The sequence below is a fragment of the Acidovorax sp. FHTAMBA genome (assembly GCF_038958875.1).
In the GTDB taxonomy this organism is placed as follows: Bacteria; Pseudomonadota; Gammaproteobacteria; order Burkholderiales; family Burkholderiaceae_C; genus Acidovorax.
Genome location: NZ_CP152407.1, coordinates 3,376,965 through 3,389,621, shown reverse-complemented (window position 1 = coordinate 3,389,621; position 12,657 = coordinate 3,376,965). Strand labels below are relative to the sequence as shown.

General features: G+C 53.9%; 7 protein-coding genes, 2 tRNA genes and 2 rRNA genes. All 11 read left to right on the top strand.

Going from position 1 to position 12,657, the window contains the following annotated elements:
- Positions 1-39: 39 nt before the first annotated feature.
- Positions 40-1,206, top strand: a complete 1,167-nt coding sequence (hflX, locus tag AAFF19_RS15880; RefSeq protein ID WP_182119751.1) for a GTPase HflX — start codon at positions 40-42, stop codon at positions 1,204-1,206.
- A 54-nt stretch (positions 1,207-1,260) separates the two neighbouring features.
- Positions 1,261-2,631 (top strand): FtsH protease activity modulator HflK, encoded by a 1,371-nt coding sequence (hflK, locus tag AAFF19_RS15875; protein ID WP_182119750.1) that lies wholly within the window; start codon positions 1,261-1,263, stop codon positions 2,629-2,631.
- A gap of 9 nt (positions 2,632-2,640) precedes the next feature.
- A complete protein-coding gene (gene hflC / locus AAFF19_RS15870) occupies positions 2,641-3,549 on the top strand; it encodes a protease modulator HflC (protein WP_034694976.1) in 909 nt (302 codons plus the stop codon).
- Positions 3,550-3,579: 30 nt separating this feature from the next.
- Entirely contained in the window at positions 3,580-3,762 is a 183-nt protein-coding gene (locus tag AAFF19_RS15865) for a DUF2065 domain-containing protein (protein WP_182119749.1), read from the top strand.
- A gap of 90 nt (positions 3,763-3,852) precedes the next feature.
- On the top strand, positions 3,853-5,001 hold the full coding sequence (locus AAFF19_RS15860) for an ATP phosphoribosyltransferase regulatory subunit (protein ID WP_182119748.1): 1,149 nt from the start codon (positions 3,853-3,855) through the stop codon (positions 4,999-5,001).
- A gap of 27 nt (positions 5,002-5,028) precedes the next feature.
- Positions 5,029-6,405 carry an adenylosuccinate synthase gene (locus AAFF19_RS15855; protein ID WP_182119747.1) on the top strand — a complete coding sequence of 459 codons (1,377 nt, stop codon included), beginning with the start codon at positions 5,029-5,031 and terminating at the stop codon, positions 6,403-6,405.
- A 57-nt stretch (positions 6,406-6,462) separates the two neighbouring features.
- Complete coding sequence (locus AAFF19_RS15850) at positions 6,463-6,987, top strand: phosphoribosyltransferase (protein ID WP_008905941.1); 525 nt, start codon at positions 6,463-6,465, stop codon at positions 6,985-6,987.
- Between the two features lie 579 nt (positions 6,988-7,566).
- Positions 7,567-9,099: ribosomal RNA gene (locus AAFF19_RS15845) — 16S ribosomal RNA — on the top strand.
- 91 nt (positions 9,100-9,190) lie between these two features.
- Positions 9,191-9,267: transfer RNA gene (locus AAFF19_RS15840), tRNA-Ile, on the top strand.
- A 32-nt stretch (positions 9,268-9,299) separates the two neighbouring features.
- Positions 9,300-9,375 (top strand) — tRNA-Ala (locus AAFF19_RS15835).
- 382 nt (positions 9,376-9,757) lie between these two features.
- A 23S ribosomal RNA gene (locus AAFF19_RS15830) occupies positions 9,758-12,636 on the top strand.
- Together the 16S and 23S rRNA genes with 2 tRNA genes alongside form the textbook arrangement of a ribosomal RNA operon.
- Positions 12,637-12,657 lie beyond the last annotated feature (21 nt).

The window sequence follows — 12,657 nt, the reverse complement described above, 5'->3', positions numbered from 1 at the left end:
TTTCAGAGACTCGGCAATGGGTCACTGGCTTTGAATTCCATGACTGCTTTGCCAGGGGGCGAGACTCCTGTGTTGCTCGTGGGAGTGGATTTTGGCCATCCTCACTTTGATGGTGAACTGGAAGAGTTGGGCTTGCTTGCAGAAACTGCCGGCATGATGCCTGTCGCCCGGTTGACCTGCAAGCGCAAAGCTCCAGACGCTGCTCTATTTGTTGGAAGTGGCAAGGCGGATGAAATCCGGATGCTAGCGCAGATGCACGGGGCTTTGGAAGTGCTGTTCGATCAGGTCCTCAGCCCGGCGCAGCAGCGTAATCTCGAGCGGCATTTGGAGCTTCCAGTCAATGACCGCACCTTGCTGATTCTGGAAATATTTGCCCAACGTGCCCGCAGCCACGAGGGTAAGCTGCAAGTTGAGCTAGCTAGGTTGCAGTACCTTAGCACGCGACTTGTGCGTCGTTGGTCGCATCTGGAACGCCAGACTGGTGGTATCGGCGCGCGCGGTGGTCCTGGGGAAAAGCAGATCGAGCTTGACCGTCGCATGATTGGTGATGCTGTCAAGCGAACGCGCGAACGTTTGGTGAAGGTCAAGCGTCAGCGATCGACCCAGAGAAGGCAGAGAGAGCGCCGCGACACCTTCAATATTTCATTGGTAGGGTATACCAACGCGGGAAAGTCCACGCTATTCAATGCGTTGGTAAAAGCGCGGGCGTACGCAGCAGACCAGTTGTTCGCGACCCTGGATACTACAACCCGACAACTGTACCTGGGTGGTGCGGACAGATCGGTCTCCCTGTCTGACACCGTGGGATTCATCCGGGATTTGCCCCACGGCTTGGTGGATGCGTTCCAAGCAACGTTACAGGAGGCCATTGATGCTGACCTTCTTTTGCATGTGGTGGATGCATCCAATCCCGGCTTTCCCGAACAAACGGAGCAAGTCCAGCGGGTGTTGCGTGAAATTGGTGCAGCGGACATACCTCAGATACTTGTGTTCAACAAGATTGACTTGCTGCCGAATGAGCAACGACCAGTGCAAACAGGCGATCACTATGACTTGGATGGTCACGTGTTCCGCCGTCTGTTCGTGAGCGCTCAATCTGGCGAGGGGCTGGATGTGCTGCGGCAGGCATTGGCGAGTACCGTACTCGCGGCGCAGGCTGCCATGACCCCTGGTACAGCCATTGAATTGCCAGGGATTTCGACTTGATTGGGCACAATGCCAGCATTCGAAATGCCAATTTGAGAACGTGAGAATTTCCGCATGAATTTCCAAGACCGCACCTTACGCTGGGCGTCACTCCCAGGACGTATTCGGGGCATGTTCAATTTGAATGACCCACGTTGGGGTAGAGGTGACGACAACAAAGCCGATGACAGCAATCGTCCGGACGATCGCCCTGCAAATCCTCCCGCCGGAGGTCGTGGTGGAGATCAGCGTCCCAGCAACAGTGGGCAGCCGCCGGACCTTGATGAGCTCTGGCGCGACCTGAACAAGAAACTTGGAGGTTTTTTTGGTTCCAAGGGCGGGGCTGGTCGTGGTCCAGGCGGTGGTAGCCCGGGAGGTGGATTCCAGCCTGACATGAAAAATGCAGGTGTGGGGCTGGGTCTTATCGCGGGTATCGCCTTTGTCATCTGGCTGGGGACAGGGTTCTTCATTGTTCAAGAAGGTCAGCAAGCTGTCATAACCCAGTTTGGCAAGTACAAGAGCACGGTAGGGGCTGGCTTTAATTGGCGCCTGCCGTACCCTATTGAGCGCCACGAACTGGTTTTTGTGACGCAAATCCGCTCCGCTGATGTGGGCCGCGACAACATCATCAAGAGTACTGGGTTGCGTGAGTCGGCGATGCTGACGGAAGACGAAAACATCGTGGAAATCAAATTCGCGGTTCAATACCGGCTGAACGATGCCCGTGCGTGGCTGTTTGAGAGCAGGAATCCGTCCGACGCTGTGGTTCAGGCAGCCGAGACTGCAGTGCGCGAGGTGGTTGGAAAGATGCGGATGGATTCCGCCCTGGCGGAAGAGCGTGATCAGATTGCGCCACGCGTTCGTACCCTCATGCAGACCATTCTTGATCGCTACAAGGTGGGGGTGGAGGTAGTTGGCATCAATCTGCAGCAGGGGGGCGTACGCCCTCCCGAGCAGGTTCAGGCATCGTTCGATGACGTACTGAAAGCCGGTCAAGAGCGTGAACGAGCCAAGAACGAAGCGCAGGCCTATGCCAATGATGTTATTCCCCGGGCAGTGGGTTCTGCTTCGCGTTTGAATGAAGAGGCAGCTGCTTACAAGGCGAGAATTGTTGCTCAGGCACAAGGTGATGCACAACGGTTTTCATCTATCCTGGCCGAGTACCAAAGGGCACCCCAGGTAACGCGTGATCGCATGTACCTTGAGGCCATGCAGCAAATCTATGGGAACGTGACCAAGGTGCTGGTGGAATCGCGTCAGGGCTCCAATCTCTTGTACCTGCCGCTGGACAAGATCATGCAAGGCGTCGCTGCGGGTGGAGCTGCCGCAGAGCCGCTGTCGGGCACTGTGGTGCCGCCGACGCTGCCGTCCAGCCCGTCATCCAGTTTGTCGAATGATCCCCGTGCGCGTGACAGCAGCCGCACACGTGAACGCGAATCTCGCTAGGAGCAACTTGTGAATAGAGTCGGATTTATTGCTTCTACCCTGTTGGTGGTGCTGGCCCTGATGAGCTCGATGCTTTTTGTGGTGGATCAGCGGCAGTTTGGGGTGCTGTATGCACTTGGTCAGATCAAAGAGGTGATCACCGAGCCGGGGTTGAATTTCAAATTGCCACCGCCTTTTCAGAATGTCTCGTACATAGACAAGCGGCTTTTGACGCTGGATAGCAGTGATACCGAGCCGATGCTGACCGCAGAAAAGCAGCGTGTCGTGATTGACTGGTACGTGCGGTGGCGGATCTCTGAGCCCACCGAATACATCCGCAATGTTGGTCTGGACGAAAATGCGGGTGCCATGCAGCTCAATCGTGTAGTGCGCAATGCCTTCCAGGAGGAAATCAACAAGCGAACCGTCAAGGAGCTTCTGTCGCTCAAACGGGAGGCTCTGATGGCCGATGTCAAGCGCGAGGTGCTGGAGAGCGTTCGGGGTGCGAAACCCTGGGGGGTGGATGTTGTGGATGTGCGCATAACACGTGTCGATTACGTCGAGGCGATTACGGAATCGGTATATCGGCGCATGGAGGCTGAGCGCAAGCGTGTGGCCAACGAACTCCGTTCTACGGGTGCAGCGGAGGGTGAGAAAATTCGCGCAGATGCCGACCGCCAGCGCGAAATCACGATTGCCAATGCCTACCGCGATGCACAGAAGATCAAGGGTGAAGGGGATGCCGAGGCCGCCCGCATTTACGCTGAGTCATTCGGTCGGGATCCGCAATTTGCGCAGTTCTACAGAAGTCTTGAAGCCTACAAATCCAGCTTCAACAAGAAGAGCGATGTCATGGTGCTTGATCCATCGACATCGGATTTTTTCAAGACCTTCCGAGGCGGTAACGCTGCTTCCACGTCGGCGGCGCCGCGAAAGTAGTCGTGTTCGTGCCATGCGCTGCTTGCCGCCGTGAACTCCGATAGCCTCTGGGCGGCCTTTGGCTTGTTTCTGCTCATAGAGGGGTTGCTGCCATTTCTTTCACCATCGAGGTGGCGGAGTGCAGTCGCGCAGATTGCCCTGATGCGAGATGGTCAAATCCGGGCTTTCGGTTTGATTGCCATTCTCGCGGGCGTGTTGATGCTCTGGGTCTGAATAGCGAACGAACTGGTAGCTGGTGTGGATCTCCCGATGTTCTCGTCGCTACCGGTAGAATCACGGTTTTAACAGCCTCCCCTTTTCTACATGTCTGCTTGGGTCCTTCCGGATCACATTGCCGATGTCTTGCCGTCCGAAGCGCGGCACATCGAAGAGTTGCGTCGCGGGCTGCTTGATACAGCCCGTTGTTACGGCTATGAATTGGTCATGCCTCCGCTTATGGAGCACCTGGAGTCATTGCTCACCGGTACTGGCGAAGCGCTAGATCTCCAGACATTCAAGTTGGTGGACCAGCTCTCCGGGCGCTCCATGGGTCTCCGCGCGGACACAACGCCGCAAGTGGCACGAATCGACGCGCATTTGCTCAATCGTAAAGGAGTCACTCGCCTGTGCTATTGCGGCCCCGTGCTTCACACGAGGCCTGATCGGCCGCACGCCACGCGTGAGCCGCTCCAGTTTGGAGCAGAGATCTACGGACATGCAGGGCTTGAGGCGGATCTGGAGGCGTTAGAGCTGGCCAGAGACTGCTTGCGTACTGCCAATGTGGCAGACACCTCGATTGACTTGGCTGACGTGCGCATAGTGCGCAATCTACTCGCGGGTGTGTCGTTAAGTGCGCTTGATCTGCGTCGTATCCACGCGGCGCTTGCGGCCAAAGATGGAGCTGAACTTGCGACATTGACCCGACTTTTCCCTGCGGAATCCCGAGAGGGTTTGTTATCGCTGCTGCAGCTCTATGGCGACCAGGGTGTATTGAATGAGGCCGAAAAAGCACTTCAGCGCTTTCCTGGTATTGCTGAAGTGCTATCAAACTTAAAGTGGCTTGCTTCCCGTCTTGAAGGTGCTACCGTTACGTTCGATCTGGCCGATTTGCGTGGGTATGCGTACTACAGTGGCGCGCGGTTCGCAATTTATTCCCCCGGCGGGAGCGATGCGCTCGTACGCGGTGGCCGATATGACGAGGTGGGTGCTGTATTCGGTCGCAATCGTCCTGCGGCTGGCTTCAGCCTGGATATCAAGCAGGTGGTGGGCGTGGTGTCTCCGCGTGCTTTGAAGGCTGCCATCCGTGCTCCTTGGGGAGAATCCGATGATGTGAATGCGGCTATTGCCGAACTACGGCGTTCGGGTGAGACGGTAGTCTGTGTATTGCCGGGACATGAGAGCGAAGTGGACGAATTTCACTGCGACCGGGAACTGGTGCAGGTTGCGGGCCGCTGGGTCGTGCAATCTGTTTGAGCGTTTGACAATTGAATTGGGTTTGAGATGAAAGTAACCAAAGGTCGCAACGTGGTAGTGGTCGGAACCCAGTGGGGCGACGAGGGCAAAGGCAAGCTGGTCGACTGGTTGACCGAAAGTGCACAAGGCGTGGTCCGTTTCCAAGGTGGGCACAACGCCGGCCACACATTGGTCATCAACGGGGTTAAGACTGCTTTACATCTTATTCCCAGCGGAATCATGCGTCCGGGTGTGAAATGCTACATCGGCAACGGCGTGGTGTTGTCGGCAGCCAAGCTGTTTGAAGAAATCGAAGGGCTTGAAAAAGCGGGGGTTGAAGTGCGTTCTCGCCTGCGCATCAGCGAAGCTTGTCCGCTCATCCTTCCGTTTCACGCTGCCCTTGATGTGGCGCGTGAGGCTGCGCGCGAGCAAGGTGGCGCGGAAAAAATCGGGACTACAGGTCGCGGGATCGGACCCGCGTACGAAGACAAGATCGCTCGTCGCGCCTTGAGGGTGCAAGATTTGAAATATCCCGAGCGTTTTGCGGCCAAGCTGCGTGATTTGCTGGATCTGCACAACCACATACTCACCACGTATCTGGGCTCAGAAGCCTTCGTATTTGGCGACGCACTCAAGCCGTACATCCAAAGTGGCAGAGTTCTGTTTGATGTGGTTTACGCCGAAGCCATGCGTCATGCCGAATTGCTCAAGCCCATGATGGCTGATGTATCGCGTGAGCTAAACGACGCCCACCGGGATGGTGCCAACCTTCTGTTTGAAGGCGCGCAAGGTACGCTGCTGGACGTGGATCATGGGACATATCCCTATGTTACGTCGAGCAATTGCGTTGCTGGGAACGCTGCCGCCGGGTCGGGTGTCGGGCCGGGCATGTTGCATTACATATTAGGCATAACCAAAGCGTATTGCACCCGTGTTGGCGGCGGTCCTTTCCCTACGGAACTTGATTGGGAAGTACCCGGTACGCCTGGCTATCACATGAGTACTGTGGGCGCCGAGAAGGGGGTGACCACGGGGCGTAGTCGCCGCTGCGGCTGGTTTGATGCGGCCCTGCTCAAGCGTAGTGCGCAGGTCAACGGCTTATCTGGATTGTGCATCACGAAGCTGGATGTGCTGGACGGGCTCGAGGAATTGCTGCTCTGCACGGGATATGAACTCGACGGCCAGCACATTGATCTTTTGCCGATGGCTGCGGAGGAGATCTCACGTTGCAAGCCTATCTATGAAACACTTCCCGGTTGGAGTGAATCCACGGTGGGGGTCACCGACTACGACAAGCTTCCGCAAAGCGCGCGGCGCTACCTAGAACGTATTGAGCAAGTGACTGGCGTGCCTATTGACATGATTTCTACCAGTCCCGACCGGGATCACACCATCATGATGCGTCATCCTTATGTCGCCAGTTGATGTTTTGTTGTCGCCCATAAGTCTTGCGCACATAGTGTTCTATCGAGGAGTTGTTTCATGTTGACCGAAGACGGCAAACACCTGTACGTCAGCTACGATGAGTACCACAGCTTGATCGAGAAGCTCGCCCTCAAAGTGCATCAGTCTGAGTGGGAGTTCGACACCATCTTGTGCCTCGCGCGGGGGGGGTTGCGACCTGGCGATATCCTGAGTCGGATCTTTGACAAGCCGTTGGCCATCATGTCCACAAGCTCATACCGCGCAGAGGCCGGAACAGTGCAGGGGCATCTGGATATTGCGCGGTTCATTACTACTCCCAAAGGCGAAATTGCTGGCAAGGTGCTGCTGGTGGATGATCTCGCAGACTCTGGGCATACTTTGCACGCTGTCATCCACATGCTGAAAACCAACTATGAGCCCATCACCGAATTGCGCAGTGCTGTGATCTGGACCAAGGGCCTGTCGACCTTCACACCCGACTATTCGGTGGAGTTTCTGCCAACCAATCCATGGATACATCAGCCGTTTGAGGGCTACGATAGTTTGAGCCCTGAGAAGCTGCTTGAGAAGTGGCAGGTGTGATCACTATCTCTCGCTCGTTTGCCTGTAGTCAACGAGGAGTTTCCCACGCAACTCTTCAAGATCCCCTAAAACAGTGCTATAGTCGAGGGCTTCGCTACCGATGCGATGCTGCAGAAAACGCGGCGTTGCTGAAGGCGCAGATCTGCGACGGGCCGAGTGCTGCGCTGCAGCTGATGCCGGGGTGGTGGGGTGAAAGAAAGTTTGGTTTTGGATTGCAGGCGGTGTAAAAGCCGGTATATAATTCAAGGCTTCGCTGAGTGGAGGTTGGTGTCGCAAGACGCTGCTTTTGCAAGGTGACGAAGACTGAAAAAGTTTTCAAAAGTTTGACAGTTCTTCGAAAACTGTGCTAGAATTCAAGGCTCAGCTGATCGCAGCTAGGTCAGGAAAACAAGGAAGACGCAACGTCTTGTGAGTGATCCGGTTCATTAAAAACATACAGCCGATAAGCGTGGGCGTTTGATGGCGAGTGCCAAGTTCTTTGGAACTAGTGCTTAGCACTACAAACGCTCATGAGAGAGAAGTGAAGTTCACTTCAATTCTTAATTATGAGTTGCTCGAAAGAGCGAAAAAATCAAGATCGAACTGTAGAGTTTGATCCTGGCTCAGATTGAACGCTGGCGGCATGCCTTACACATGCAAGTCGAACGGTAACAGGTCTTCGGATGCTGACGAGTGGCGAACGGGTGAGTAATACATCGGAACGTGCCCGATCGTGGGGGATAACGGAGCGAAAGCTTTGCTAATACCGCATACGATCTACGGATGAAAGCAGGGGACCGCAAGGCCTTGCGCGGACGGAGCGGCCGATGGCAGATTAGGTAGTTGGTGGGATAAAAGCTTACCAAGCCGACGATCTGTAGCTGGTCTGAGAGGACGACCAGCCACACTGGGACTGAGACACGGCCCAGACTCCTACGGGAGGCAGCAGTGGGGAATTTTGGACAATGGGCGAAAGCCTGATCCAGCCATGCCGCGTGCAGGATGAAGGCCTTCGGGTTGTAAACTGCTTTTGTACGGAACGAAAAGACTTCTTCTAATACAGGAGGTCCATGACGGTACCGTAAGAATAAGCACCGGCTAACTACGTGCCAGCAGCCGCGGTAATACGTAGGGTGCAAGCGTTAATCGGAATTACTGGGCGTAAAGCGTGCGCAGGCGGTTATATAAGACAGATGTGAAATCCCCGGGCTCAACCTGGGAACTGCATTTGTGACTGTATAGCTAGAGTACGGTAGAGGGGGATGGAATTCCGCGTGTAGCAGTGAAATGCGTAGATATGCGGAGGAACACCGATGGCGAAGGCAATCCCCTGGACCTGTACTGACGCTCATGCACGAAAGCGTGGGGAGCAAACAGGATTAGATACCCTGGTAGTCCACGCCCTAAACGATGTCAACTGGTTGTTGGGTCTTCACTGACTCAGTAACGAAGCTAACGCGTGAAGTTGACCGCCTGGGGAGTACGGCCGCAAGGTTGAAACTCAAAGGAATTGACGGGGACCCGCACAAGCGGTGGATGATGTGGTTTAATTCGATGCAACGCGAAAAACCTTACCCACCTTTGACATGTACGGAATCCTTTAGAGATAGAGGAGTGCTCGAAAGAGAGCCGTAACACAGGTGCTGCATGGCTGTCGTCAGCTCGTGTCGTGAGATGTTGGGTTAAGTCCCGCAACGAGCGCAACCCTTGTCATTAGTTGCTACATTTAGTTGGGCACTCTAATGAGACTGCCGGTGACAAACCGGAGGAAGGTGGGGATGACGTCAAGTCCTCATGGCCCTTATAGGTGGGGCTACACACGTCATACAATGGCTGGTACAGAGGGTTGCCAACCCGCGAGGGGGAGCCAATCCCATAAAGCCAGTCGTAGTCCGGATCGCAGTCTGCAACTCGACTGCGTGAAGTCGGAATCGCTAGTAATCGCGGATCAGAATGTCGCGGTGAATACGTTCCCGGGTCTTGTACACACCGCCCGTCACACCATGGGAGCGGGTTCTGCCAGAAGTAGTTAGCCTAACCGCAAGGAGGGCGATTACCACGGCAGGGTTCGTGACTGGGGTGAAGTCGTAACAAGGTAGCCGTATCGGAAGGTGCGGCTGGATCACCTCCTTTCTGGAAAACCGCATTCAAAATTGAACGCCCACACTTATCGGTTGTTGGAACAAGCCGCAGACTTGCGAAGACATTCGCAGGAATGTGGAATGGGTCTGTAGCTCAGCTGGTTAGAGCACCGTCTTGATAAGGCGGGGGTCGTTGGTTCGAGCCCAACTAGACCCACCAAATTCCAATGGACGGATACGTGAGAGGACACTGGGGGATTAGCTCAGCTGGGAGAGCACCTGCTTTGCAAGCAGGGGGTCGTCGGTTCGATCCCGTCATCCTCCACCAACACCCAACACTTCGGGACTTCAACACCAAAGCTGCTTTGCAAAAGGCTGCTTTGTTGTTGATCAATATCGATTGATCAATCGGCTGTTCTTTAAAAATTCATAGAGTCGAAATCAGAGTTGCCAGGGGAAACTGCACATTCGTAAAGGTTTAGTGCAGACCGTGCCCCTGGTGACGAATTTTTGATTGCGTCAAAACGAATGTTCAATGAGCAAACGTGATTGCGAAAGCGATTGCGAAGTAATTTGAACTCAGTAATGACGAATATTTCTTGATAGTGATATTGAGGAATTATTCACATTACGGCATAACGCGTCAGGTGAAAGACCTGACAAGTCCTTGAGATGATGGCGATATCTTGAAAGAGATGTCAAAGTTATAGGGTCAAGTGACTAAGAGCATGTGGTGGATGCCTTGGCGATTACAGGCGACGAAAGACGTGATAGCCTGCGATAAGCTTCGGGGAGCTGGCAAATAAGCTTTGATCCGGAGATTTCTGAATGGGGAAACCCACCTCGCAAGAGGTATCGCATGATGAATACATAGTCATGCGAGGCGAACCGGGTGAACTGAAACATCTCAGTAGCTCGAGGAAAAGACATCAACCGAGATTCCGAAAGTAGTGGCGAGCGAAATCGGAAGAGCCTTCTAGTGATAGCACGACTGTTAGCAAAACGGAATGGAAAGTCCGGCCATAGCAGGTGATAGCCCTGTATGCGAAAACAGACGTGTGGTACTAAGCTGGAGAAAAGTAGGGCGGGACACGAGAAATCCTGTCTGAATATGGGGGGACCATCCTCCAAGGCTAAATACTCGTAATCGACCGATAGTGAACCAGTACCGTGAGGGAAAGGCGAAAAGAACCCCGGGAGGGGAGTGAAATAGATCCTGAAACCGCATGCTTACAAAAAGTAGGAGCCCGCAAGGGTGACTGCGTACCTTTTGTATAATGGGTCAGCGACTTACATTCAGTGGCAAGGTTAACCGAATAGGGAAGCCGTAGAGAAATCGAGTCCGAATAGGGCGAATCAGTCGCTGGGTGTAGACCCGAAACCAAGTGATCTATCCATGGCCAGGATGAAGGTGCCGTAACAGGTACTGGAGGTCCGAACCCACTAGTGTTGCAAAACTAGGGGATGAGCTGTGGATAGGGGTGAAAGGCTAAACAAACTTGGAAATAGCTGGTTCTCTCCGAAAACTATTTAGGTAGTGCCTCAAGTATTACCTGCGGGGGTAGAGCACTGTTTAGGCTAGGGGGTCATGGCGACTTACCAAACCTATGCAAACTCCGAATACCGCAGAGTACAGCTTGGGAGACAGAGCACCGGGTGCTAACGTCCGGACTCAAGAGGGAAACAACCCAGACCGCCAGCTAAGGTCCCTAAAATTGGCTAAGTGGGAAACGAAGTGGGAAGGCTAAAACAGTCAGGATGTTGGCTTAGAAGCAGCCATCATTTAAAGAAAGCGTAATAGCTCACTGATCGAGTCGTCCTGCGCGGAAGATGTAACGGGGCTAAGCCAGTTACCGAAGCTGCGGATTTGCAAGTTATTGCAAGTGGTAGGAGAGCGTTCTGTAGGCCTGTGAAGGTGTCTGGTAACGGATGCTGGAGGTATCAGAAGTGCGAATGCTGACATGAGTAGCGTTAAAGGGGGTGAAAAGCCCCCTCGCCGTAAGCGCAAGGTTTTCTACGCAACGTTCATCGGCGTAGAGTGAGTCGGCCCCTAAGGCGAGGCAGAGATGCGTAGCTGATGGGAAACAGGTCAATATTCCTGTACCGATCAATAGTGCGATGTGGGGACGGAGAAGGTTAGCTCAGCCAACTGTTGGATATGTTGGTTCAAGCCTGTAGTCGTGCCTGGTAGGCAAATCCGCCGGGCTTAGATGAGGGGTGATAACGAGTCTGCTTGCAGACGAAGTGAGTGATACCCTGCTTCCAGGAAAAGCCACTAAGCTTCAGCTATTGACGACCGTACCGCAAACCGACACTGGTGCGCGAGATGAGTATTCTAAGGCGCTTGAGAGAACTCAGGAGAAGGAACTCGGCAAATTGATACCGTAACTTCGGGAGAAGGTATGCCCCAAGTAGGTGAACTCGTACAGAGGAAGCCCAAAGGGGTTGCAAAAAATCGGTGGCTGCGACTGTTTAATAAAAACACAGCACTCTGCAAACACGAAAGTGGACGTATAGGGTGTGACGCCTGCCCGGTGCTGGAAGATTAAATGATGGGGTGCAAGCTCTTGATTGAAGTCCCAGTAAACGGCGGCCGTAACTATAACGGTCCTAAGGTAGCGAAATTCCTTGTCGGGTAAGTTCCGACCTGCACGAATGGCGTAACGATGGCCACACTGTCTCCTCCTGAGACTCAGCGAAGTTGAAATGTTTGTGATGATGCAATCTCCCCGCGGAAAGACGGAAAGACCCCATGAACCTTTACTGTAGCTTTGTATTGGACTTTGAACAGATCTGTGTAGGATAGGTGGGAGGCTTTGAAGTGAGGACGCTAGTTCTCATGGAGCCAACGTTGAAATACCACCCTGGTGTGTTTGAGGTTCTAACCTAGGTCCATTATCTGGATCGGGGACAGTGCATGGTAGGCAGTTTGACTGGGGCGGTCTCCTCCCAAAGCGTAACGGAGGAGTTCGAAGGTACGCTAGTTACGGTCGGACATCGTGACGATAGTGCAATGGCATAAGCGTGCTTAACTGCGAGACTGACAAGTCGAGCAGATGCGAAAGCAGGACATAGTGATCCGGTGGTTCTGTATGGAAGGGCCATCGCTCAACGGATAAAAGGTACTCTGGGGATAACAGGCTGATACCGCCCAAGAGTTCATATCGACGGCGGTGTTTGGCACCTCGATGTCGGCTCATCTCATCCTGGGGCTGTAGCCGGTCCCAAGGGTATGGCTGTTCGCCATTTAAAGAGGTACGTGAGCTGGGTTTAAAACGTCGTGAGACAGTTTGGTCCCTATCTTCCGTGGGCGCTGCAGATTTGAGGAAGCCTGCTCCTAGTACGAGAGGACCGGAGTGGACACACCTCTGGTGTATCGGTTGTCACGCCAGTGGCATTGCCGAGTAGCTAAGTGTGGAAGAGATAACCGCTGAAAGCATCTAAGCGGGAAACTCGTTTCAAGATGAGATCTGCCGGGGCCTTGAGCCCCCTAAAGAGTCGTTCAAGACCAGGACGTTGATAGGCTGGGTGTGGAAGCGCAGTAATGCGTTAAGCTAACCAGTACTAATTGCTCGTGCGGCTTGACCCTATAACTTTGATAGCCGACACG

What these genes read in the sequence shown, in the direction of transcription:
- hflX (WP_182119751.1), top strand. Translation starts at nt 40, where the DNA reads ATGACTGCTTTGCCAGGGGGCGAGACTCCTGTGTTGCTCGTGGGAGTG.
- hflK (WP_182119750.1), top strand. Translation starts at nt 1,261, where the DNA reads ATGAATTTCCAAGACCGCACCTTACGCTGGGCGTCACTCCCAGGACGT.
- AAFF19_RS15860 (WP_182119748.1), top strand. Translation starts at nt 3,853, where the DNA reads ATGTCTGCTTGGGTCCTTCCGGATCACATTGCCGATGTCTTGCCGTCC.
- AAFF19_RS15855 (WP_182119747.1), top strand. Translation starts at nt 5,029, where the DNA reads ATGAAAGTAACCAAAGGTCGCAACGTGGTAGTGGTCGGAACCCAGTGG.
- AAFF19_RS15850 (WP_008905941.1), top strand. Translation starts at nt 6,463, where the DNA reads ATGTTGACCGAAGACGGCAAACACCTGTACGTCAGCTACGATGAGTAC.